This window comes from Flavobacterium hydrophilum, from assembly GCF_003202405.1.
Lineage (GTDB): Bacteria > Bacteroidota > Bacteroidia > Flavobacteriales > Flavobacteriaceae > Flavobacterium > Flavobacterium hydrophilum.
This window is the reverse complement of record NZ_QJHL01000003.1, coordinates 94198-117102: the sequence shown is the minus strand read 5'-3', so window position 1 is coordinate 117102 and position 22905 is coordinate 94198. Positions and strand designations below refer to the sequence as shown.

The 22905-nt window shown below is 34.2% G+C and carries 24 protein-coding genes; 7 read left to right on the top strand and 17 right to left on the bottom strand.

Annotated elements, in window-relative coordinates:
• Nucleotides 1-70: 70 nt before the first annotated feature.
• Entirely contained in the window at nt 71-1240 is a 1170-nt protein-coding gene (locus DMB68_RS13520; RefSeq protein ID WP_110347210.1) for a beta-ketoacyl synthase N-terminal-like domain-containing protein, read from the top strand.
• 76 nt (nt 1241-1316) lie between these two features.
• Here the strand turns inward: DMB68_RS13520 and DMB68_RS13515 are convergent, their stop codons facing one another.
• The gene (locus DMB68_RS13515) at nt 1317-2258 is read right to left on the bottom strand and encodes an OmpA family protein (RefSeq protein WP_110347209.1); all 942 of its coding nucleotides are present in this window, start codon (nt 2256-2258) and stop codon (nt 1317-1319) included.
• Nucleotides 2259-2472: 214 nt separating this feature from the next.
• Nucleotides 2473-3234, bottom strand: a complete 762-nt coding sequence (locus DMB68_RS13510) for an exodeoxyribonuclease III (protein ID WP_110347208.1) — start codon at nt 3232-3234, stop codon at nt 2473-2475.
• Between the two features lie 115 nt (nt 3235-3349).
• Between DMB68_RS13510 and DMB68_RS13505 the strand changes: the two genes are divergently transcribed.
• Nucleotides 3350-5158: a GNAT family N-acyltransferase gene (locus tag DMB68_RS13505; RefSeq protein WP_110347207.1), complete on the top strand. Its 1809-nt coding sequence runs from the start codon at nt 3350-3352 to the stop codon at nt 5156-5158.
• A 60-nt stretch (nt 5159-5218) separates the two neighbouring features.
• Here DMB68_RS13505 and DMB68_RS13500 read toward each other — a convergent pair whose 3' ends face one another.
• From DMB68_RS13500 to DMB68_RS13490, 3 genes are all read right to left on the bottom strand, one after another.
• Nucleotides 5219-5503, bottom strand: a complete 285-nt coding sequence (locus tag DMB68_RS13500) for a TM2 domain-containing protein (RefSeq protein WP_110347206.1) — start codon at nt 5501-5503, stop codon at nt 5219-5221.
• Nucleotides 5504-5520: 17 nt separating this feature from the next.
• Complete coding sequence (locus tag DMB68_RS13495; RefSeq protein ID WP_110347205.1) at nt 5521-5892, bottom strand: DUF805 domain-containing protein; 372 nt, start codon at nt 5890-5892, stop codon at nt 5521-5523.
• 207 nt (nt 5893-6099) lie between these two features.
• Nucleotides 6100-7047 (bottom strand): 2-hydroxyacid dehydrogenase, encoded by a 948-nt coding sequence (locus DMB68_RS13490; protein WP_110347204.1) that lies wholly within the window; start codon nt 7045-7047, stop codon nt 6100-6102.
• 160 nt (nt 7048-7207) lie between these two features.
• Here DMB68_RS13490 and nhaA point away from each other — a divergent pair, with 160 nt between their 5' ends.
• Nucleotides 7208-8350 (top strand): Na+/H+ antiporter NhaA, encoded by a 1143-nt coding sequence (gene nhaA / locus DMB68_RS13485; RefSeq protein ID WP_110347203.1) that lies wholly within the window; start codon nt 7208-7210, stop codon nt 8348-8350.
• Nucleotides 8351-8561: 211 nt separating this feature from the next.
• Here the strand turns inward: nhaA and proC are convergent, their stop codons facing one another.
• From proC to DMB68_RS13430, 12 genes are all read right to left on the bottom strand, one after another.
• Nucleotides 8562-9338 (bottom strand): pyrroline-5-carboxylate reductase, encoded by a 777-nt coding sequence (gene proC / locus DMB68_RS13480; RefSeq protein ID WP_110347202.1) that lies wholly within the window; start codon nt 9336-9338, stop codon nt 8562-8564.
• 50 nt (nt 9339-9388) lie between these two features.
• Nucleotides 9389-10738, bottom strand: coding sequence for a magnesium transporter (gene mgtE / locus DMB68_RS13475; RefSeq protein WP_110347201.1), 1350 nt, complete (start codon nt 10736-10738; stop codon nt 9389-9391).
• Entirely contained in the window at nt 10722-11507 is a 786-nt protein-coding gene (gene rsmA, locus DMB68_RS13470) for a 16S rRNA (adenine(1518)-N(6)/adenine(1519)-N(6))-dimethyltransferase RsmA (RefSeq protein WP_110347200.1), read from the bottom strand. Before rsmA ends, mgtE begins: the two co-directional genes overlap by 17 nt.
• 95 nt (nt 11508-11602) lie before the next feature.
• Nucleotides 11603-11914, bottom strand: a complete 312-nt coding sequence (locus tag DMB68_RS13465) for a DUF4286 family protein (RefSeq protein ID WP_110347199.1) — start codon at nt 11912-11914, stop codon at nt 11603-11605.
• An 82-nt stretch (nt 11915-11996) separates the two neighbouring features.
• Nucleotides 11997-13778: a tetratricopeptide repeat protein gene (locus DMB68_RS13460; protein WP_110347198.1), complete on the bottom strand. Its 1782-nt coding sequence runs from the start codon at nt 13776-13778 to the stop codon at nt 11997-11999.
• A gap of 85 nt (nt 13779-13863) precedes the next feature.
• Nucleotides 13864-15135: a serine--tRNA ligase gene (gene serS / locus DMB68_RS13455; protein WP_110347197.1), complete on the bottom strand. Its 1272-nt coding sequence runs from the start codon at nt 15133-15135 to the stop codon at nt 13864-13866.
• Between the two features lie 211 nt (nt 15136-15346).
• Complete coding sequence (locus DMB68_RS13450) at nt 15347-15871, bottom strand: hypothetical protein (RefSeq protein WP_110347196.1); 525 nt, start codon at nt 15869-15871, stop codon at nt 15347-15349.
• Between the two features lie 41 nt (nt 15872-15912).
• Nucleotides 15913-16836: a hypothetical protein gene (locus DMB68_RS13445; protein WP_110347195.1), complete on the bottom strand. Its 924-nt coding sequence runs from the start codon at nt 16834-16836 to the stop codon at nt 15913-15915.
• 90 nt (nt 16837-16926) lie between these two features.
• Nucleotides 16927-18471, bottom strand: coding sequence for a patatin-like phospholipase family protein (locus DMB68_RS13440; RefSeq protein ID WP_110347194.1), 1545 nt, complete (start codon nt 18469-18471; stop codon nt 16927-16929).
• Between the two features lie 112 nt (nt 18472-18583).
• Nucleotides 18584-19126 carry a DMP19 family protein gene (locus DMB68_RS13435; protein WP_110347193.1) on the bottom strand — a complete coding sequence of 181 codons (543 nt, stop codon included), beginning with the start codon at nt 19124-19126 and terminating at the stop codon, nt 18584-18586.
• A gap of 69 nt (nt 19127-19195) precedes the next feature.
• On the bottom strand, nt 19196-19363 hold the full coding sequence (locus DMB68_RS23385) for a hypothetical protein (protein WP_165830138.1): 168 nt from the start codon (nt 19361-19363) through the stop codon (nt 19196-19198).
• A gap of 156 nt (nt 19364-19519) precedes the next feature.
• Entirely contained in the window at nt 19520-19993 is a 474-nt protein-coding gene (locus tag DMB68_RS13430) for a hypothetical protein (RefSeq protein ID WP_110347192.1), read from the bottom strand.
• 237 nt (nt 19994-20230) lie between these two features.
• Between DMB68_RS13430 and DMB68_RS13420 the strand changes: the two genes are divergently transcribed.
• From DMB68_RS13420 to DMB68_RS13405, 4 genes are all read left to right on the top strand, one after another.
• Nucleotides 20231-20638, top strand: coding sequence for a hypothetical protein (locus DMB68_RS13420; protein ID WP_110347190.1), 408 nt, complete (start codon nt 20231-20233; stop codon nt 20636-20638).
• A 124-nt stretch (nt 20639-20762) separates the two neighbouring features.
• Complete coding sequence (locus DMB68_RS13415) at nt 20763-21320, top strand: YdeI/OmpD-associated family protein (RefSeq protein ID WP_110347189.1); 558 nt, start codon at nt 20763-20765, stop codon at nt 21318-21320.
• Nucleotides 21321-21454: 134 nt separating this feature from the next.
• Nucleotides 21455-22357 (top strand): PhzF family phenazine biosynthesis protein, encoded by a 903-nt coding sequence (locus DMB68_RS13410; protein ID WP_110347188.1) that lies wholly within the window; start codon nt 21455-21457, stop codon nt 22355-22357.
• Nucleotides 22358-22409: 52 nt separating this feature from the next.
• A complete protein-coding gene (locus tag DMB68_RS13405) occupies nt 22410-22877 on the top strand; it encodes a hypothetical protein (RefSeq protein WP_110347187.1) in 468 nt (155 codons plus the stop codon).
• The last annotated feature ends 28 nt before the right edge of the window (nt 22878-22905 follow it).

Sequence of the window (22905 nt, the reverse complement as noted above, 5' to 3'; positions counted from 1 at the left end):
ATTATTTCAATCCTTCTGTAAACTTTTGCGACCTTTGCGGTTAAAATGCAACAAGCATAAAAACGACATTTTGAATACAAATAAAATCTCCATAACAGCATTTTCGTCTATTTCTCCGTTAGGAAATAATGCTGAAGATGTCTGGAAAAAATATCTTAACGATCAGCATTGCTTTTCGCAGCAATTCTTAGATCAGCAAAAAACTTCTGTAGCTTCACTTGAAACTGAATCCAAACAAATTATTGCGGAAGTCCGTGAATTAGATCCTAAATATAAATTTCTGGATGATTCTGTATTGTTTGCTTTGGCAGCTTCGCGAAAGGCTGTTGAACAGGCGGGCTGGAAATCAGGAGATGCATTCGGAATCAACATAGGCTCTTCTCGTGGAGCAACCGATTTATTTGAAAAGCATTATAAAGAATATATCGATACCGGAAAAGCACAGACTCTCGCCTCTCCTACTACAACTCTGGGAAATATTTCTTCCTGGATCGCACACGATTTACAAAGTACCGGACCTGAAATTTCGCATTCCATCACCTGTTCTACGGCGCTACATGCGATTCTAAATGGTGTTGCATGGCTAAAATCAGGAATGGCAGATAAGTTTTTAGTTGGCGGAAGCGAAGCACCGTTAACTGACTTTACGATTGCACAGATGCGGGCTTTAAAAATATATTCACGCCTTGATCAGACGAAAGACTCTTGGCCCAATCTGGCATTTGATTTTGAGAAAACGCAAAATACTATGATTTTGGGGGAAGCAGCCGGCGTTTGCTGTCTGGAAGCCGGAGAAACAGCTAATGCAATTGCCTATATTACCGGGGTTGGGTATGCAACTGAAATTCTGGAACATAATATTTCGATTTCTGCAGAAGCAGACTGTTTTCAGAAATCGATGAAAATGGCCTTAAAAGAAACCAATTTAAAAGAAGTAGACGTAATCGTTATGCACGCTCCGGGAACCATAAAAGGCGATTTAACGGAACTACGTGCAATTGAAAAAGTTTTTGGAGAAAACTTACCATTACTTACCACCAATAAATGGAAAATTGGTCACACTTTTGGGGCTTCAGGAATTCTGAGTTTAGAATTGGCTCTTTTGATGATACAACACGATAAGTTTATCAATGTTCCGTTTGCAAAAGCTCAAAATCAGACGAAAACTATCAAAAAAGTGCTCATTAATGCAGTTGGTTTTGGAGGAAATGCCGTGAGTATTTTGATTGAAAAAGCATAATTATAAAACCATATCAATTAAAAAAAGGCTCAAAGTTTAAAAACTCTGAGCCTTTTTAAATATTATAAAATTCAGCTTAGTTGATGCTGTTCAGCATATCAGCGATTTCATCTAATCTTGGTGTTAAGATGATTTCGATTCGACGGTTTTTAGCTTTTCCTTCAGGAGTTGCGTTACTTGCCAAAGGAGAAAACTCACTACGACCGGCTGCTGTTAATTTTTGTTTGTTGATTTTAGCATTTTCGCTTAAAATAGCCACAATTGCAGTTGCTCTTTTCGTAGACAAATCCCAGTTGTTGGCAATTGGTCCTGAACCTGCATATGGATCGTCATCTGTATGTCCTTCAATCAATACAGAAAGATCAGGATTGTCGCCCAATACTTTTCCTAGCTCTACAACTGCTTTTCTACCTTCTGAACCTACTGCATAACTTCCAGAATTGAAAAGTAATTTGTTTTCCATGGAAACATACACTTTTCCGTTTTTCTGTTCTACTGTTAGTCCTTTTCCTTCGAAACCATTTAAAGCTTTAGATAACGTTTCTTTCAGCTTTCTCATTGCCTCTTCTTTTGCTGCAATCATAGCTTCAAGTTCATTCAGACGACTTGCGGTTTTATCTAAACGAGCTTGTTCTTCAGCCAGTTTTTTTGATTTTGCTTCTAATTCAGCCAGCAAATCGCGGTTTTTGTTCATGTTTTTCTCTAACGCATCATTACTGTTTTTCTCAAGAGCGTTATAAGAATCCTGTAACACTTTAAATTTATTTTGTGCAGCGGCAAGATCAGCTTTTTGTTTCGCTAAATCATCTTTTGCACTTGCAAGATCTTTGGTTAATTTATCACGGTCTAGTTCTAACTGATTTTTTGCTTTTTTTAATTCGCTGTTCTCATCAGCAATAGAACGGTTTTCTTTTTTTAAATCGGAATATTTTGTTTCCAGGTCGTTGTAGATTTTTTTGGAAACACAAGACGTCGAAAGTGCCAGAATCAGCAATCCAAGTGAGGCTTTTTTAATCATTTTTGTTTATGGTATTTAATAATTAGGTTATTATTCTATTTAAAATTCTTGTTCCCGTGATGCCCTAGCCCTGATTGAAACGAAAATCCTTTGTGTTTTTTCTTTAAAAACACAAAGATTGCAGTGGAAAGCAGGAAATAGCTCCTGAAACTACAACTTCACAATATTCATTCAGCTTTAGACCGACTTTGTCCTAACAATAACAATACCAGAATTACTCAATCTCGACTAAAACCGGACAATGGTCGGAATGTATAGCATCCGGAAGAATAACAGCGCGTTTTAACCTGTGCTCTAACGGTTGGCTTACCAGATTGTAATCAATACGCCAGCCTTTGTTATTTCCTCTTGCTCCTGCGCGGTAACTCCACCACGTATAATGATGCGGATCTTTGTTGAAATGACGGAAACTGTCGATAAAACCTGTTTTCATAAATGCGTCAAGCCATGCGCGTTCCTGAGGTAAAAATCCGGATACAGTTTTGTTACGAACCGGATCATGTATATCAATGGCCTCGTGACAGATATTGTAATCTCCACAAATAATGATATTAGGAATGGTAAGTCTTAATTCATTTACATATGTTTGAAAATCATCCATAAACATAAATTTATGGTCTAATCGTTCGATATTGGTTCCTGATGGAAGATACAGGCTCATTACCGATACATCATCAAAATCGGCCCGAAGGTTTCGTCCTTCGAAATCCATATGGTGTATTCCGGTTCCGTAAACAACCTGGTTTGGTTCTATTTTAGATAAAATGGCAACGCCGCTATATCCTTTTTTGGTGGCGGGATAGTAATATTGGTACGGATAGCCCGCAGCAGTAATGTCTTCAGTTGGAATTTGATCCTGAGTAGCCTTAATTTCCTGAAGACAAATAACATCAGGATTGGCCTGTTGAAGCCAGTTGATAAATCCTTTTGAAATAGCAGCGCGTATTCCGTTTACATTATAAGAAATAATTTTCATGCGATTTTTTTAGATATCCAAAAGTAATAAAAATGCGGAAAGTTTACATAACAAACACTAAAAGTAGAGTTTTTTGTTATCTTTGTTCGCTGTTCTAATAAATTAAAAATAGTAGATGGGTTTAGTTACCGCGAAAGAAGTTGCAAAGGCAATAAATGTTGATAAGTACGGAGTTTTCGGTACTTTTTCTGGCTGGATTCTTATGAAGGTTCTTAAGATATCGACCCTTAATAAAATTTACGATCACAATAAACATTTAGAGGATGTTGCGTTTCTAAACGGAATTTTGGATGAGATGGAAATCAAATTCGAAATCCCTGAAGAAGATTTAAAACGTCTGCCTAAAGATGGCGCTTACATTACCATTTCAAATCATCCGCTTGGAGGAATTGATGGAATTTTACTTTTGAAATTAATGCTTGAAAGAGAGCCAAATTTCAAGATTATTGCCAACTTCCTGTTACATAGAATTATCCCGATGAAAAAATACATTATGCCGGTTAATCCTTTTGAAAATCATAAGGATGCGAAATCTAGCGTAATAGGCATTAAAGAAACTTTACGCCATTTAAGTGACGGAAAGCCTTTGGGAATTTTCCCTGCAGGCGAGGTTTCTACTTACAAAGACGGAAAATTAGTTGTAGATAAACCATGGGAAGAAGGTGCTTTGAAACTGATCAGAAAAGCAAAAGTACCTGTAGTTCCGATTTATTTTCATGCTAAAAACAGTAAATTATTTTATTGGCTTTCTAAAATTGACGATACTTTGCGTACAGCAAAATTACCGTCTGAGCTTCTTACACAAAAAGACCGTGTGATTAAGGTTCGTATTGGAAAACCAATTTCAGTAAACGAACAAAACGAAATCGAATCGTTTGAAGAATACTCCGAGTTTTTAAGAAAAAAGACTTACATGCTGGCAAATCCTTTTGAAAAGGAGCATAAATTACTGGATCCTGCCAGTTTAAAGATTTCGAAAGCACCTAAAAAAATTGTTACTGCAGCCAATGAATCAAAGATGATTGATGAAGTTCAGGCTTTAAGAAATAGTGATTGCCGCTTATTGCAGAGTAAAAATTATGAAGTATTTTTTGCAAGGGCAAAATCAATTCCAAATATTCTGCATGAAATTGGGCGTTTGCGTGAAATTACTTTTCGTGAGGTTGGCGAAGGAACGAATGAATCTATTGACTTAGACCAATTTGACCAGTATTATCATCACATGTTTTTATGGGATGAGGATACTAAAAAAATTGCCGGTGCTTACCGCATGGGATTAGGTTCTGAAATTTATCCAAAATACGGAATTGAAGGTTTTTATCTGAACGACCTTTTTAGATTTGAGCCTGAATTACACGATATGATGCACAAATCGATCGAAATGGGGCGTGCTTTTATCATTAAAGATTACCAGCAAAAACCGATGCCTTTATTCTTATTGTGGAAAGGAATTATTCATACGACTTTACGTTATCCTGAACACAAATATTTGCTTGGCGGTGTAAGTATCAGCAATCAGTTCTCAGACTTCTCAAAATCGTTGATGATTGAATTTATGAAGTCCAACTACTATGATCCCTATATCGCGCAGTATATACACCCGAAAAAGGCTTATAAAGTAAAACTGAAAGATGCCGATAAAGATTTTATCTTTGATGAAGCTGAATCAGACTTAAACAAATTCGACAAAATCATCGATGAGTTGGAACCTGGAAATTTACGTTTGCCTGTTTTGATCAAAAAATACATCAAGCAAAATGCACGTGTGGTAGCTTTTAACGTTGATCCTTTGTTTAATAATGCTGTAGACGGCTTAATGTACATCAGGATCGCAGATATACCGGAAAGCACGATGAAACCGGTTATTGAAGAGTTCCAGATAGAACTGGAACGAAAATTATCTGAGAAAGAAGATATCAGCTAGAATAATCTAAATATAAAAAATAAACCCCAACTCTGTTAAGGAATTGGGGTTTTTATTTTTTTAGAACCAGCCTTTTTTACCAACCTGATAGGTTTGATAAAATTCTTCGTCTGTTTTAGTCAGGTAAATAATTCCTTCGATAAGACCAATAAGTCCGCCAATTGCTCCACAACTAACAACACTTATTACAATCTGAATAATTCCTTCTTGTGTGTATCCTAAAATAAATTTATGTATTCCTAATCCTCCTAATAAAATAGCAAGAATTCCGGCAACAACTTTTTTGTTTTCTTCTCTGCGAACCGGAGGGTTATTCCAGTTTTCAGTTGGTTTTGTAGTTTCCATATTATAACAAAATTAAATTAAGCCTGAGCGCTTCCAATTTCATTGATTTCGTCAAAATCATTTTTAGGATCAGGACCATATGCATTCGTTCCTTTATCTCCTTCTGTACATGCCAAAATCAAATTATATATTGGTATAAGAATATACCATCCGCTTTTTCCAACATCATGCATTCTTCTGATAGCAACTGCAATTGAAGGAATTAAAACAGCTAAGCTATAAAGATTGGCAGCAAGTCCTAAAGTTGGTGAAATAAAGCCCAGAACGAAGCCTAAAACTATACTAATAATAACATTTAATAAAGCAAAGTACCAATACTCGCTTCTTCTTGCACGACCGTTAAAATTCGCATAGTTTTCAAAAACTACCTTTTTGTACCATTCAATCATAATAAAATCAAATTAATTGTTAATTCCTACTCTTTGGATTTTCGGTTACTCCAGTTTTAAAAAAGATTATTTAGATTCATTCTCTAAAAAACAGAAACAATATTATTAAAAATTAATATAGAAAACTAATTATCCCCATTAAATTTAGAAGAAAAAACTCGTTATTAAAACTTTAAAAAGCCGCAAGCTAATAAATTTAGGGATTAATCATTTTGCATAAATTGCTTTTATCTTATCTACAATAACCTGAGCCAGACGTTCATGGCTTTCAAATGTCCATCCGGCTATATGAGGGGTAAGAATAACCTTTCTCCCATCAAGTAAATACTGAAAAGCTTCGGGCGTATTTTTATCCTGAAAAAGTGTTTCAAAAGATAATTTTTCATATTCCAAAACATCCAGACCTGCTCCTAAAACTTTCTCAGCCTTCATTGCTTTCACTAAATCTGCAGTAACGATGTTTTTACCGCGTGAAGTATTTATAATCCAAATTGACTTTGCAAATGCATTAATAAAATTCAGGTCGATCATTTTGTCTGTATCCGGTGTCCATGGAATATGCAGACTTAAAACATCTGTTTTTTGCTGTAATTCCTCTAACGAAACCTGTCTTGCATTTTCATCACCCATATTATCAGCAATATCATAACACAAGACCTCAACATCAAAACCACGCAGTTTTTTAGCAAAAGCTTTCCCCATATTGCCATATCCAATAATCCCGACTGTTTTACCATCGAGTTCATGTCCGCGGTTGCTTTCTCTGTTCCAGGCACCTGAACGAATTTCGCTATCTGCCTGATTCAGTTTATTAAAAAGGGACAGAATCATTCCTAATGTGTGTTCTGCAACAGCGTTGCAATTACCTTCCGGAGCCGCAATAAGATTGATATCTTTGTCAAGAGCGTAGTCACAATCAATACTTTCAAGACCAGCTCCTACTCTTGCAATAAACTGAAGATTAACAGCTTTATCAATAAATTGTTTGTCTATTTTAAAACGGCTTCTAATTACGATTCCGTTATAATCCTGAATTTTAGCTTCAATTTCTTCTTTTGAAGATGTAAAATCGGCATGGTTTTCAAAACCTGCTTCTTCCAATTGTTGCCAAAGAATTGGATTATTGCTATCGATATGCAGAATCTTTATATTCATTATTTTAAATTTTAGATAAACAAAAATACAGTTTATTCTTTATTTCTGAATCTGGATTTAACCAAATCAAAGCACTACAGGTTTTTTATTGCCCAGATTTTTTTTAACTTTGAAAATATACATATAACGAAATGCTCTCTAAATCACCAGAATCCTCCAAATGAAATTAACCAAAACTTTTAAAGCTTTTTTAGAAAGTGAAAAATCAGGGGGCGTACTGTTGCTTTTTGTTACGATTATTTCACTTACTCTTGCTAATTCGGCATTTCAGACAGATTATATTGCATTGTGGGAAAAAGATCTGGGAGGACATTCCATCACACATTGGATTAATGACGGATTAATGACCATTTTCTTTTTATTAATTGGTTTAGAATTAGAACGCGAAATTTATCATGGAGAACTTTCCAATATAAAAAATGCTGCTTTGCCAATAATGGCTGCCTTAGGTGGAATGTTAATTCCTGCCGGTATTTTTATATCATTAAATCATGGCACTGTTACACAAAATGGAGCCGGAATTCCGATGGCTACAGACATTGCTTTCGCCATAGGTATTTTATCCCTTTTAGGAAACAGAGTTCCTGCATCGCTAAAAATATTCCTTACCGCCTTTGCTGTAATTGATGATTTGGGCGCCATCATTATCATTGCCCTATTTTACACCAAGTCTGTTTCATTAATAAATCTTGCTATTGCATTGGGAATTTGGGGATTATTATTTATTCTTAACCGAAAGAAAATCCATAACCTGTTTCCGTATCTCATTGGCGGAGTTGCAATGTGGTACTTTATGCTAAATTCCGGAGTTCACGCTACCATTACCGGCGTAATATTGGCTTTTGTGATTCCGTTTGGCGATGGTGGAGAAAAATCAATATCCTATAAAATTCAACATTTTCTTCACAAACCGGTTGCCTTTTTTATTTTGCCATTATTCGCAATAGCCAATACAGCGATTGCCATTAATGCTGATTGGCATCAAGGATTGATTCAGCCCAATACTTTAGGGATTATTCTGGGACTTTTTATTGGAAAGCCTTTAGGAATTACACTTTTTGCGTCTATTGGAGTAACTGCCGGATTATGTACATTACCCAAAAACCTCAAATGGACTCATATTGCAGGCGCAGGGATGTTAGGCGGAATTGGTTTTACGATGTCGATCTTTATTACTATTCTGGCATTTAAAGATTCTGAAACGATCCTATTTTCAAAAGTTGCCATTTTAATTGCCTCTCTTCTTTCGGGGATTTTTGGCTTTGTTTTTTTGAAGTACATCCTAACGAAAAAGAAAATTTAAAGTCCAATTATCCATAAACTTGTCATTTCGACATAAGGAGAAATGACACTAGAATTGCGCAAAGCAAATCTCCAATCTTTCAAGTTACGTATGTGATTTCTACTTACGTTGTAATGAAAAAACACTGTAATAATCAAAAATAAAAAAACCAAATCCCAGCTTTACAAACTGGAATTTGGTTTTTTTAATATTTAGAATTTCTTTAAAAAATCTATCCTTTAATTTGTTTTAGAGAAGTTTTAATTCCTTTAATCAACGACGAACTGAAACCATTGTGTTCCATTTCATTCAGACCAACAATTGTACATCCCTGAGGAGTTGTAACACGATCAATTAATTGTTCCGGATGCACTCTTTCTTCCAACAACATTTTGGCTGCTCCTTTTACAGTTTGTGCCGCAATTGCCAAAGCTGTTTGCGAATCAAATCCTATTTCGATTCCGGCCTGCATTGAAGCACGAATATATCTCAAAGCATAAGCTGTTCCGCAAGCACCTAAAACAGTCGCTGCATCCATTAATTTCTCATCGATAACCGGAGCTGTTCCTAAATCCTGAAACAAATCAACAATTGGCAATGCTTTCTCTCTGTCCTTTTCAGGGAAAGAAATACAAGTTGCCGATTCGCCAAATTGTGCAGCGATATTTGGCATAATCCTAATTACAGGATATTCATTATTTGTTTTTGACTGAAGCATTTCCAGTGATAAACCGCTTACTGCAGAAGCAATGGTTTTTCCCTGAATAACAGGTAAAATCTCAGCCAGAACAGTATCAACCTGATACGGTTTGATTGTTAAAATAATTACATCAGCATCCTGAATATTGTGTTTATTGTCTGATGAAACTTCGATTCCTAATTCTGTTAAATATTGAATACTGCCAGTATTTCTTCTCGTCACAGTTACTTTATGGTTTTGTGAAAATTTGGCAATTCCCAAGGCAACAGAAACGCCAAGATTTCCTCCTCCTATTATGTGTACTTTCATTATTTTAATTAATTTATTTCTGGTTGGTAAATAGTATTTTTAATAGAATCTTAAAACCCTAAAATGATTTTGGCAACTCCAAAATAAAGCATAATTCCAAAAACATCATTCGTTGTGGTGATAAAAGGCCCTGTTGCAATTGCAGGATCAATTTTATTTTTATGTAAAAAAAGCGGCACCAAAGTTCCTAAAGTTGCAGCAAACAATATTACCACAATCATTGAAATCGAAATGGCCACTCCTACCAGATATTGCTGGTACATAATTGAATGGTAACCCAATAAAAGCAACGAAATGATACTTCCGGAAATCATCGAAACGGTAATTTCTTTGGTAAAATAACCTCGACTGAATTCTTTTAAAGTTCCGTTTGCTAAACCCTGAACTACAATTGCCGATGCCTGAACACCAATATTTCCTGCAGTTGCAGAAAGCAAAGGCACAAAAATAATCAAAGTCGAATAAGTCTGGAACGTACTTTCGTTTCCTTTTAAAACAAAAGAAGCCACAATTTCAATCACCATTCCAATTAAAAGCCATGGCAACCGCGCTTTTGTTAATTCTAAAACACTGTCATTTGATTCTACGTCCTGCGTGATACCCGCAGCTAATTGGTAATCTTTATCGGCTTCATCCTTGATTACGTCTACGATATCGTCAATGGTAATTCTACCCACAAGACGCCCCAACTCATCTACAACCGGAATCGCTTCCAAATCGTATTTTTGCATGATACGTGCTACCTCAACATCTTCGGTATCTACATTTACAAAATTTAATTTTCGAATATAAATATCGCCAATCTGGGTTTTGGTTGAAGTGGTTAATAAATCTTTAAGCGACAATCTCCCTTTTAAGCGGTTTTCGTCGTCGACAACATAAATCGAGTGCACTCTGGATACATTTTCGGCCTGAATGCGCATTTCTTTTACACAAGTCAGCACATTCCAGTTCTCATTGACTTTTACCAGCTCTTTCCCCATTAAACCACCGGCAGAATTTTCATCGTAACGCAATAAGTCAACAATGTCTTTTGCGTGTTCAACGTCAATTAACTCCGAGATTACTTCTGCTTTGATTTCCTGCGAAAGTTCGGCAATAATATCTGCCGCATCATTTGTTTCTAGTTCATCAAGCTCTTCGGCAATTTCTTTTGGTGAAAGTCTGCTTAAGATATTCTCACGCAGATCATCTTCTAATTCAAGAAGAATCTCAGCGGTTTTATCACTATCTAAAACCTTAAAAATATAGGTTGCATCGTCAAAATCCAGTTCATCAAGGATTTCAGCAATATCAGCGTGATGTAGATCGTTCAGTAAAACTTCAAGTTCTTTGTCGTTTTTCTGAACAATATGCTCTTCTAATTGGTGGATTAATTCTTTGCTAACTTTGAACTCCATCGGCTTCTATTTTTTGAGTCAGTTCAATAAATTCTTCTACACTGAGTTGCTCGGGACGTTTATCAAAGATAGTATCTAATCGCAAATCATCAGTTAAATTTAATGTTTTCAAACTGTTACGTAATGTTTTTCGTCTTTGCTGAAAAGCAGTTTTTACAACTGTAAAAAACAACTTCTCACCACACGGAAGACTGTAATCTTCCTTTCGGGTCATTTTCATCACACCCGATTTCACCTTGGGCGGAGGAATAAAAACATTTTCGTCAACAGTGAACAAATACTCAGTATCATAGAAAGCCTGCGCTAATACGGATAAAATCCCGTAAGCTTTTGAGCCTTTTTTCTCGCATATGCGTTCAGCAACTTCTTTTTGAAACATCCCAGAAAACTCCGGAATCTGATGTTTAAACTCTAAAGTCCTAAAAACGATCTGTGTCGAAATATTATAAGGGAAATTTCCAATTATGGCAAACTGTTTATTTTCGTAAACTTCATTAATATTGTATTTCAGGAAATCCTGAGAGATAATTTTATCTTTTAATTTTGGATAATTTTCACCCAAATACACAACAGATTCACCGTCTATCTCTATTACGTGTGTATTAATTGGTTTATCAAGCAAATACTTAGTCAACACACCCATTCCCGGTCCTATTTCTAAAACCTCATCGTATCCTTTTAAGCTCAAAGTATCCGCAATTGCTTTTGCAATACTTTTGTCTTTCAGGAAATGCTGTCCTAAATGTTTTTTGGCTTTTACTTTTTCCATTTTCTTTTTTAGATTCTTAGATTTTTAGACTTCTTAGATCATTAGACTTTTCGAAATATCGAATAATCCAAAAATCGAATTTCAAGCAATCTATTTTAATGTTCTGAAATAACTTCCAATTCTGTTCTGAAAGAAAGCATTTTATCTGCAAACAACTCCAAAGCTTCTCTGTCAAACTTAGGCTGATCTTCGAGATAATATTGCTCTAAAATATCTTTATTTTCTGTTGTATATTGTACGGAATATGTAATTCCACCCATTTCTTCTTCAACCAGAACTTTTACAATTCGCGCTGAAGAAAATTTATTTGTAGCCAGAATTTCCGGAATATGTTTTTCCTGCATCCATTTTAGCCATTGGTCATGAACGCTTTCGTGTATATTGGTAGTAACGTTGTATATTATCATCTTTTTAGATTGTTAGACTTGTTAGATTTTAGATGTTAGACTTTCCTAAAAAAAATAACATCTATAATCCAATAATCTTAAATTATAAATTCTTATCTCCTCTCAGTCCACGATATTTTTTTCTTGCATCAACAAAGTAAATACTGTCCTGATGGTTGAAAATTACCTTTTCATATAAAGGTTTTGCTTTTTCAGTATCTTTTAATTCGTCATTGTAAATTTCTGCAGAGAAAAACAATGCTTCGTCTACATAAATTCCGTCACTATGATGGTCAATCACTTGCTGGTATTGGCTTAAAGCCGAATTGTAATCTTTCAGGCTTTCGTAGATCTTACCTAAACGCAACATTGTTACAGCTTCAATTTCCTGTCCTTTAAACGATTTCAGAATGTTCTGAAACTGAGCAACTGCTTCCGGTTTTTTATTCTGATAAAGTAGAAAATCGCCTTTTGCAAATTGTTTCAGTGCTGTTTGTGTCGAATCGGCAACCGTATTGTCATTGATCAGTAAAAAATATTCAAGGGCATCATTAGCTATCAATTGCGTATTGGCCGACTTTAATTCTTTGAATTGTTTTAACGCCCACTCAAAATCAGTTTTAAAATAACTTGTTTTAGCCGCTTTTAAACTTGCTTCGTGCGACATGACATCATTCTTTAAATCCAGCTGAATCTGCGAATAGTAAATCAGCGCCTGATTGAATTTCTCTTCCAAAAGCAAAATATCACCCAGTTCCATTTTGGCATCTGCCTTTTGATACTCATTCAAATTAAGTTCTAAAGCTTTTTTTACAACCGCCTTACCTTCTTCTGTCTTTTTTAAATTAAATGCCAGAAAATGTGCCTGAATTATTTGCAAAGATAAGGTAAAAGGAGTTATTCCATTAGTTGTAAGCAAATGTTCCAACTCAGCACTGATTGCGGGATACTCTATTTCGGATGCTTTATCAATTTTAATCTGCATCAGACTGGCATTTGTCCGAATCAGCAAATCCTGATCTTTAGTATTGAGCAAAATGAAATTTAAAATTTCTGCCGCTGTATCTGTGTCATTTTCATTGAGTGCAAACTGACTCAAATTGACAATACTGATTAAAGATTCAGGTACACGTTTGTAAATGGCTTTTTCCTGAATAAATGCTTTCCCAAATTCTTTCTGCTGTACATAAAACCAACTTAGATAGTGATTCCAGAAAACATCCTGATCTTGTTGCGTTTTCAGAATTAAGGCTTTTCGCATTGCATCTTTAAAAGCAGTATTATCGTTTTCACCATTCATGAAACGGGATAACTGTGTCTGGATTAAACTGGTGTTTTGAGGGTTTTTAAAAGATTCTGTCAGCAAAAGATCAATCATCAAATCGGTTTTACCCAACTGTCCGTATAGCATTCCAATCTGAAAATTAAAATTGTAATTGGGCTGAATTGCCATAGCTGTCTGATAAGCTTTCAAAGCATATTCCAGCAATACTTTTTTCTCGAATGAATTTGCGGTTCCGTAAACATCATTCGGATTGGTTTTGATTTTTTCAATCGCCTGGTCGTAGTAATTTTTGGCTTTTGATTCGTTTTTCTGTAACTGAAAATTATATCCCAATTCAACCAAAAAAACACCTTGTTTGTATCTATTGTATCTTTCCTGAATCGCTTTTTCAGCATTGGCAAATTGCTGCAGCTGCTGATAGCACTCAACTGTTCTTAAAAAATACTGGGTATTGGATGGTGAACTGTTTAAAAGCTGTTCGTAACTGATCTTGGCTTTTTCAAAATCGCCTTTATCGTAGTAATATTGAGCTAACTGCTCATTTTGAGCTGATGCAAACGTAGACCACAACAAAACGATATAGATACAAATGTTTTTCATATTCGGCTTTTAATGTGGGATTTTAACAATTAAGAGACCTAACAGATTTTAAAAACCTGTTAGGTCTAACTCTAAATTACTAAAATTAATTAATAATATCAAATCCGCAGTAAGGGCGCAGAACCTCTGGGATTACAATTCCTTCCGGAGTTTGGTAATTTTCTAAAATTCCGGCTAAAACTCTTGGCAAAGCCAATGAACTTCCGTTAAGTGTGTGAGCCAGCTGGTTTTTTCCATCCTTGTCTTTGAAACGCAATTTTAGTCGATTTGCCTGAAATGTTTCAAAATTAGAAACAGAACTAATCTCTAACCAGCGATCCTGTGCTGTAGAAAACACTTCGAAATCATAAGTCAAAGCCGATGTAAAACCCATATCGCCTCCACAAAGACGTAAAATTCTGTACGGTAATTTTAATTCCTGCAAAATGTTTTTTACGTGTTCTACCATTCCGTCAAGGGCTTCGTATGACTTTTCAGGATGTTCAACACGTACAATTTCGACTTTATCAAATTGATGTAAACGGTTTAATCCTCGAACATGTGCTCCGTAAGAACCCGCTTCACGACGGAAACATGGTGTATAAGCCGTATGTAAAACCGGAAGATCACTTTCGTTTAAGATAACATCACGAAATAAATTCGTAACAGGAACCTCAGCTGTTGGAATCAAATACAAATCATCGATTGTAGAATGATACATCTGACCTTCTTTATCCGGCAATTGCCCAGTTCCGTAACCTGAAGCTTCATTTACCAAATGCGGTACCTGAACTTCATTATATCCTGCAGCTGTATTTTTATCTAAAAAATAATTGATTAAGGCACGCTGTAAACGAGCACCTTTTCCTTTATAAACCGGAAAACCTGCTCCGGTAATTTTTACACCCAATTCAAAATCGATAATATCGTATTTTTTTACCAGTTCCCAGTGAGGCTGTGCGCCTTCATGCAAAACCGGAATATCACCTTCTTCAAAAACGTTTAAGTTATCATCCGGTGTTTTTCCTTCGGGAACGATATCAGCAGGAAGATTCGGTAAGGTGTATAATTTATTGGTCAGTTCAGCTGCCAAAGCTTCTGCTTTTTCGCCTAATTCTTTGCTTTTTTCTTTTAATGAAACCGTTTTTTCTTTTAAGATTGCTGCTTTAGCTTTCTCACCTGCTTTCATTAACTCACCTATGTCTTTGGACAATTTATTAGATTCAGATAAAGTGTTGTCTAATTCTACCTGAGCTCCACGACGGTTTTCGTCTAACTGCACCACTTCTTCCACAACGCTTTTAGCATCGATATTTCGTTTTGCTAAAGCTTTGATTACTTTCTCCTGATTTTCTCTAATAAATGCGATTTGTAACATAGCTTGTTTTTTATAACTATTGTATTTTTTTATAACGGAAGCAAATTTAAGGAAATGTTTCCTAAGATTAAGACAAAGTTTTAGGGGAAATGAGTTCCAAAAGTTGTTTTGCAAAGTTGCACGAAGTTTACGAAGAGAGATTCGCAAAGTTTTTTCGCAAGGAAAGCTAAATTAGTCTAGCAAAAGGCGATAAAACTACCAAAAGTGCTTTTTATTTTTGCGTTGCTTTAAACTGATCACAGCGCTTTTTTACACTTTTATACTCCGCACTATCTATTTTTTCAGTTTTAAAATCTATTTTTTTTAGCTCAGATTTCAATTTTTCAATATCACTGTTTTCATAAACATCGATTCTTCTGCTTTTGCTGATTCCTTCATTTTCATTTTTGAAATAAGTGATTTTTTCTATTAATACGGCATAAGGATCTTCCTTTTTTCGTTCAGTTTTATAAATCAAAATATCCTTGCCGTTCACTATTTCTGCAAACAATAAATTTTTATTTTCATAATAACTAAAATCAAGATCCATAAATTTATCATACTTGTATTTTACATTAATTTTAGTTTCGCTCTTCGTTTTGTATCTTTTAACTTTTACTTCTCCCTCACTATCTTTTTTCTCAAATTCTGATTCAAATTTTGCTTCAGTATTTACTCGTTTTACATCTTTTTTTACATTTTCAGTCCAGTCTGACTGGATTAAAAGAAACATAGATATCATTAAAAAGTATTTCATAGTATTAAGATATTAAATTAAATAGGCTAGTAGTTCAAACCTTAATTATAATCGAGAAACCTGTATCGGTCGTCTTTTTTAAATGCGTATGCCTGACCGTTATATTTTATTCTCTCGGATTCTTTTTTTACTTTGATACTGGATTGTTCTGTTGAATCCGTTTCTTCTCCTCCCTCTACAGCAAGTTCATACGAAAAATTTTTTGAAACTATTAAATCGAGAAAACCATTTGTTTGTTCATTAGAAATTATTAAACCTGTTTCTAAAGTTTCCAATTCAAAAGAGCCACGACCGTTTGAATCTCCCTGTGTTTTCCTGATTGGATATTCGTATAATACTTTTTTGATTTTGTCATTTATTAATGCAATTATCGTGAATTTTTGCTGTGAATATAAAGCGACACGGCTACCTGAAGCTTCCTCGGTGTAAAACGCAACGCCTGTGGTATTTTCGTTTAACTGAATTAAATCTTTAAGAATAGAGGTTTTTGAGAACTTCATTCCTTCATTTTCATTATAACTCAGATTAAAATCTGTTTCCTGATCAATGATTTTTCCATCTGCTTTATTGACAAAAAGGTATTTTCTTTCAAAATAATCTCCCGGATCATCCTCTCCGGTATTTTCTTTTTCCGATTCTTCTGTTTTAACTAAAGAAGTGATGACAAAAAAGGCAATTTCATCATTATAACTTACAGAAGTTGTTTCGTTAATTCTTAAATCAGAATAGCTGATATTTAGATTTGCGGTTGCTTTTTTTAAGAGATTCAAATCCAGTTCATCAGACAATACTATATTTTCATTGTCTTTGAAAAGAAGTTTTTCGACTGGTTTCGGTCTTAAATTTTCAGTTTGTACATCTGCTGCCAGAGTGGAATTTTCATCAATGGCTTGTTTTTTATTTTTTTCGCAGGAGCTAAAAAATAAAAAAGTTCCTATGAGAATTGTGCAGGTTTTAATTTTCATGATTGTTGATTTTAGGATTTGGGGCTTCCAAATATATAATTTCTTACAACATCATTAAAAAATAAGTTTAATAAATACCTTTTCTCTCCACTATTTATTTTCTGCCAATAACTCTTTTAATTCTTTGGTTTTCAAAAAAGTGGCAAGTCGACCGGACAATAAGAGCATTTCTCTTTCTTCGGGTGTTATTTTTAATTTTGTTTCAACATGAGAAGCAAATTCATATAAGATCAAAATGTTCGCGGCTGTTAATTCATTAAACTTATCACGGGTCAAAGTGGCCAGGATTATTTCGCCGTCTTTATCACGTGTAAAACTGAGTTCGCCAAACTGATCTATTAAATCCTGTTTGAACTTGTCATAAAATTTCACCCAATTATCGTAATCATCATCCGCACTTTTCAGTTCGGTGACTATTTTTTCATACGCCTCATCCTTTTTCAACTTGAGCAAATGATCTTTCAGGGTAGTAAATCCAATTATCTGATAATTTGAAACAGGCATTTTATATCTTTCAAACGCATTTTCAATATCTCTCTCAAAAGTCATATATCTTGTTTGAACCGTATACAATGAAGTTGTTTCAAGTAAAGAAATCAATTTGATTTTTTCATCATTTATGTAAGGCTCTTTTTTTCCCTGCCCCAAACAATCAATAAAAAGTGCTTTTTTGTTTTTATTATTTACTTTAGAATCATTGTGAAGGAGTTCTAATAAAGTTTTATATCCCATATTATCTGAAGCACCGCCATCAATAATACACAATATTTTATCCTGTCCCTTAATTCCGAATTTCGTTTTTGGAAGAACACCCGGAAAAGCAGAGCTGGCAGTTATGCCGTATGTAAGTGGAAAATCATAACCATCATTTACCTGATTTTCGTCTAAACAAATCAAAGCTTTATTGGGGGCTAGTGAAGAATTTATATTCAACCCTCTAATGACATGGGGCATAAATGCAATTCGTTCGCCGTTGTTATAGGCAGTTCCGTTGGCAACCATCATAGGCAAGTAAGGGTTCAGACTGCTTTGTTTTGGAACAAAAAAATCAGACAAAAGCATTTGAGTTTTGCATTTATCAGGATTGTCAGGATTTGTGCTGTCATATTGCAACACTTCCAGATCCAATTGCTGGGTCATGGATATTTTATCGCCCTTTTCATTTTTACTATTATTGAGAAGTGATAAAATACTAGCCGATTTATTCACATAATCCTTATAAGCATCGGCTTTAGAAAAGTAAAAATCATTAAAAGACTGATGGTTCTGATACAGTTTATTTTTCAGGATGGTTAAATAATAACCCGCTGAATAGCAGCCTCCCGAAACGGTTGAAAAATAATCGATTTCATTTAAAAAATTACGCTGAGAATTGTCTTCTTTAATTTCTTCTAAACCTAAAAGCACGCCCATACTAAAAAACTGTGCCCTGGAACCTCCTCCGGAAATAGCAACTCCTAAAGCAATATTGGGATTTTGAAACTTTTTATCACGTTCCTGAACCGATTTATATTCATTTAAAGAAACGGGCGGAATCGAATTGTAGTTAATCTCAGAAAAAAGACTGATTTTATTTTGAGAAAAACACAATTGAAAAAATAAAATTAGAAAAGCCTGACAGAATATGTATTTCATTTTGACCTTGTTAATAGAGCTAAATCATTAAAGCTAAATTAATAAAGTTATACCACAATGCAAAAAGCAAATTGGTGCTTAGAAATTTATTTGATCTAAATCCCAACAGGAATTAAGCACGTTTTATCTCATGTCCAACATATTCCTCCAAAGCTGAAAAAATATCCTCTACAGAAAGTACTTCAAAATCAGGATGATTTTTTAAGAATTCAGCGTTTAGTTCAACCAGATTTTCATCTAATTCAAAAAATGCATTGTTGTTTAATAAATCCCTTGTTGGGTTTACGCCTTCAAACTTTCCGTTTAAGAATTTACCAATTTTTACACTGCTCAGTAACTTCACTCTTTTAGCCTGTGTCTGAAATAATTCCAAATGCTTTTCGGCTCCAATCAGCGCAAGACCTTCTTCTATAAGTTCATTAAGTTCTTTATTCCATCGGGAATCATATACAAATTTTGCAAAATTCCCTTCAGTATATTTTGAAGTATAATAGTCCAGATAATAACTCAACAATGCATCTTCGTGAATAAATTCGTCATCAACACCTTCCTCGCGCATTAAATTAATTACCGAAATATTAGAGTGAATTAAATCCTGCGGATTTTCACTATTCATAGCCGTTTCAGAAACTATTATTCTACCGAATTCTTCCATTTTGATTGTGTTTAGGGATTGTTTTGCAAAGTTGAATTAAAATAAAACAGAAAAGAAATACAATCTGATTTATATGACACCGCCGTCATTATTCTTCTTTTCATTCATTTTTGCTACTAAAGCTTTCAACCGCAAAGCGCGTTCTTTCTTCTCTTCTTGAATTTTAGCCTTTTTCCGGTTTAGCAGTTTGGTATGCAGCGCCTTGTTTTTTGTATTTTTTTCCGGTCCTTTTGCCATGATTTGTATGCTTTGATATAGTTTGCAAATATAAGAAACTGTTGGGTATGAAAGAATTGCAAATCTAATTGTTATTCAGGATTGAAAGACTTAATAAAAAAAACAGCGGTAACCTTTCGATTACCACTGTTCAAATTACTTAGAATTCTTTATTTTTTAAAATTGAGCTATACTAAACTTCCCATCAGTAACCTGAACTGTTTCTCCATTCAAAGTTCCGGAAAAATTAAATGTCCCTTCAATTCTTTCATTATTATTAGCTGTAATTTTGATAGTTCCTGATGTTGCATTAAAAGTATTGTCTGTCCCCATGAAAGTAAAACTTGCCTGATAAGTTGTTGTCATATTTGATAAATCATAAACAACAGGATGACTTCCTACTGAAGCATTCAAAGGCATCCACAATGCAATTTGTTTGTATGTATTATCTATCCCTTCTGAACCTATAACATCTAAGGTTAATGTACTCTGATATCCGGAATCAAAAGTATAAGTCGTTCCTTTGTATTTAAACTTAATATAATCTGTTTCTGTTTGATTCCCATCTGATGAATCATCACTACTACAAGACGACAACGCTAATGCAAAAACGGCAAAAGCTAAAAACATTACTTTTTTTAAAATTTTCATTTAATTTGGGTTTAATTTTTTCTCACAAATATATAGTTATTCCCTACAAAATAACAATTAGTACAATTATATTTTGGGCGCTTCCTTCCGGGCCGGGCTTTCGGCTTTATCTTTTGCTTTGCTTCGCCTGCAAAAGGCTCTATCCCTAACGCGTTCTTAGTTTCATAAGAAAAATAATAATTGGCAAAGATTTTGTTTTGCTCATTCAAAATTCTAACCCTTAAACCAAAACAAAACATGAAAGAAACCGTATACAAAAGTTTAATATTTTCTCTTTTAATCACTAATATTTGGACTGTATTAATATTTTTTATCTATTTCTTTGAAAGTCCCGGATGGTTTCAGGGTTTTACTACTCTCACGATTTTTATCTATAGCTGCTGGATTATTGCAGCTTTAGGAATTCTGGCAATAATAATCTCTTTTATTAAAAAATGGTTTTCTGCACAATTAAAAATCTTCTTACTTGTTTTAATTGCCTGGCTTAATTCATTTTTCTCAATACTGCTTTTAATAGTGACACTTCTGGAAATAGTTGGTTGTGAAGGGATTTTTGAATTTTATCTGTTTTCAAACCTAATTGTTTCAATTGCAGCATTATTAATTATAAAGAAAATTTTCAAAAACCATGTAAATCTAAAATAATATCCAACCACAAAATTTCATTTAAAAACTCATTATTTACAAATCAATCCATTTCCGATTAATTCGTAGTTTTGTTAAATGCAGGTATATTATTTTAGCATTCAACTCAAAATTTTCCAGACTATTGAAACCCACCTTCTTCCCAACCCAGGAAAAATTCAGAACATGGCTCGAAAAACATCACCAAACCGAAACCGAATTAGTAGTTGGTTACTATAAAGTTAAAAGTAAAAAACCATCAATGTCGTGGTCAGAATCTGTAGATCAGGCACTTTGTTTTGGCTGGATCGATGGCATTCGAAAAACTATTGACGAAGAAAGTTATACAATACGGTTTACCCCTAGAAAGAAATCCAGCATCTGGAGTGCTATCAATATTAAAAAAGTCGAAGAACTTACAAAATCCGGACTGATGACTGAAACCGGTCTAAAAGCTTTCGCATTCAGATCTGAAGAACGCTCCCGAATTTATTCACACGAAAAAGGAACTTATATTCTCGATCCTGAATTTGAAAAACAATTCAAAGCGAATAAACCTGCCTGGGATTTCTTTGACAAACAGGCACCATCCTACAAAAGAGTAGTAATCCATGTAATTATGAGTGCCAAACAGGAAAAAACCAGACTTTCAAGACTTGAAAAAGCTATAAAAATAAGTGCTGAACAAAAAAGAATGCTTTAAATTGGTAAAGCGAACTTTTAATCATAAAGTAATACTAAAATAACACCTGAATGACTAATCCTATAAGTGAAATACAGGAATAAACTGTAATTTTATTCCTTTAAAAAAAGATTTCAGCTCTAAAAAAGGAAAGTATGACCGAAAGAAAGGCATTAGAATATTATGTTTTAGATGTATTCTCAAACGAAAGTTATAAAGGAAACCCACTTTCTGTTGTTTTCACTACCGGAAATTTAGCACTGGAAACGTATCAGGATATTTCTAAAGAATTTGGTTATTCTGAAACTTCTTTTGTTTACTATTCAAAGGAGCAAAAGGCATTAAATGTCCGGTCGTTTACCCCAACCGGAATTGAAATTGACGGTGCCGGACATAATTTATTGGGCGCAGTCTGCGGGGCTTTGCTTAAAAAAATGCCCATTTTTGACGAACAATCAGAAAACAATCGATTTGTAATCATGAAACATTCCCCGATTCCGTTAACGGTAAATTTCGATTCGGTTACTTATGATCCTGTTGTACAAATGCATCAAAAACCAGCTGTTGTCAAAGAAGAAATTCCTACCTATAAATTAGCTGTGGCACTTGGGTTAAAAATCGAAGATTTAGACAGCAATGATTTCGTACCAACGATTGTAAAAACCGAAGTTGCCCATACAATGGTTCCTGTAAAAAACAGTCAGATTTTAAACAGCATCGTTCCTGACCACAAGCTTTTGGTTGAAATTTCAAAAGAATATCAATCAGAAGGATATTATTGTTTTACCATTTCAAATCAAAATACAGATAACATCGCCGAGGCCCGATTCTTCAATCCTGTAATCGGAATTTATGAAGATCCTGCCACAGGAACGGCTGCAGGTCCTTTAATTGGTTTTTTAACCCAGAAGAAATTTACGAAACCTAACACTGAATATAAAATTCTGCAGGGTGTCAAATTAAACCAGCCTTCGCTGATCGAAGTGATGAATCGGGAAAATGATATTTTGGTGGGCGGTTCTTCGATTATTACGATGAAAGGGGAACTTTATATTTAGAAAGAAAAATTCAGAATTAAACAAACAAACCCAATATGAATTACAGAGTATAATGATTATTTTACTAATCATTGTTGTAGCTTTTTACTGCTATAAACAATTTCAAAAAAACAGAAACATAAAGACTGTTAACCCAAATGAAATAAATCAAGGTCCCATAATTCATAATGAATTATCCCACGAGCAAATTGAAAAAATAAAAAAGATTCAAGCAACCTTTGCTGATGTCTATAAAATTTCTTTGGAGGAAACCATTACAAACTTTAAACGAGATAGAAATCCAGATAATGAAATTGAAATTTGGCTGAATATGGTTCATGCATATGAAAAATTCATTTTAAAAGATTCTGAAATTACCTTAAACAAAAAATCAGAAGTATTTAAATTAATTTTAATGCGTTCAATGATGGATGAAAAAGAAGCAATAAAAGAAACTGACTGCAAAATATTAAATGAAAAAGAAATAACTGAAATTCTTAGTTATTATATTTTTAAATCAGCCCCATTATTGATTAAATAACAATTGTAAAAACTAAAAAAAGCGGCAT

Excerpts from the sequence above, each read along its gene's own strand:
- DMB68_RS23385 (WP_165830138.1), bottom strand. The coding sequence starts at position 19,363 with ATGGCAAAAGGACCGGAAAAAAATACAAAAAACAAGGCGCTGCATACC.
- DMB68_RS13450 (WP_110347196.1), bottom strand. The coding sequence starts at position 15,871 with ATGAAATACTTTTTAATGATATCTATGTTTCTTTTAATCCAGTCAGAC.
- DMB68_RS13460 (WP_110347198.1), bottom strand. The coding sequence starts at position 13,778 with ATGAAAAACATTTGTATCTATATCGTTTTGTTGTGGTCTACGTTTGCA.
- DMB68_RS13500 (WP_110347206.1), bottom strand. The coding sequence starts at position 5,503 with ATGGAAACTACAAAACCAACTGAAAACTGGAATAACCCTCCGGTTCGC.
- DMB68_RS13435 (WP_110347193.1), bottom strand. The coding sequence starts at position 19,126 with ATGGAAGAATTCGGTAGAATAATAGTTTCTGAAACGGCTATGAATAGT.
- DMB68_RS13495 (WP_110347205.1), bottom strand. The coding sequence starts at position 5,892 with ATGATTGAATGGTACAAAAAGGTAGTTTTTGAAAACTATGCGAATTTT.
- DMB68_RS13505 (WP_110347207.1), top strand. The coding sequence starts at position 3,350 with ATGGGTTTAGTTACCGCGAAAGAAGTTGCAAAGGCAATAAATGTTGAT.
- rsmA (WP_110347200.1), bottom strand. The coding sequence starts at position 11,507 with ATGGAAAAAGTAAAAGCCAAAAAACATTTAGGACAGCATTTCCTGAAA.
- DMB68_RS13405 (WP_110347187.1), top strand. The coding sequence starts at position 22,410 with ATGATTATTTTACTAATCATTGTTGTAGCTTTTTACTGCTATAAACAA.
- DMB68_RS13430 (WP_110347192.1), bottom strand. The coding sequence starts at position 19,993 with ATGAAAATTTTAAAAAAAGTAATGTTTTTAGCTTTTGCCGTTTTTGCA.
- DMB68_RS13420 (WP_110347190.1), top strand. The coding sequence starts at position 20,231 with ATGAAAGAAACCGTATACAAAAGTTTAATATTTTCTCTTTTAATCACT.
- serS (WP_110347197.1), bottom strand. The coding sequence starts at position 15,135 with ATGTTACAAATCGCATTTATTAGAGAAAATCAGGAGAAAGTAATCAAA.
- DMB68_RS13490 (WP_110347204.1), bottom strand. The coding sequence starts at position 7,047 with ATGAATATAAAGATTCTGCATATCGATAGCAATAATCCAATTCTTTGG.
- DMB68_RS13515 (WP_110347209.1), bottom strand. The coding sequence starts at position 2,258 with ATGATTAAAAAAGCCTCACTTGGATTGCTGATTCTGGCACTTTCGACG.
- mgtE (WP_110347201.1), bottom strand. The coding sequence starts at position 10,738 with ATGGAGTTCAAAGTTAGCAAAGAATTAATCCACCAATTAGAAGAGCAT.
- DMB68_RS13510 (WP_110347208.1), bottom strand. The coding sequence starts at position 3,234 with ATGAAAATTATTTCTTATAATGTAAACGGAATACGCGCTGCTATTTCA.
- DMB68_RS13445 (WP_110347195.1), bottom strand. The coding sequence starts at position 16,836 with ATGAAAATTAAAACCTGCACAATTCTCATAGGAACTTTTTTATTTTTT.
- DMB68_RS13465 (WP_110347199.1), bottom strand. The coding sequence starts at position 11,914 with ATGATAATATACAACGTTACTACCAATATACACGAAAGCGTTCATGAC.
- DMB68_RS13410 (WP_110347188.1), top strand. The coding sequence starts at position 21,455 with ATGACCGAAAGAAAGGCATTAGAATATTATGTTTTAGATGTATTCTCA.
- proC (WP_110347202.1), bottom strand. The coding sequence starts at position 9,338 with ATGAAAGTACACATAATAGGAGGAGGAAATCTTGGCGTTTCTGTTGCC.
- nhaA (WP_110347203.1), top strand. The coding sequence starts at position 7,208 with ATGAAATTAACCAAAACTTTTAAAGCTTTTTTAGAAAGTGAAAAATCA.
- DMB68_RS13440 (WP_110347194.1), bottom strand. The coding sequence starts at position 18,471 with ATGAAATACATATTCTGTCAGGCTTTTCTAATTTTATTTTTTCAATTG.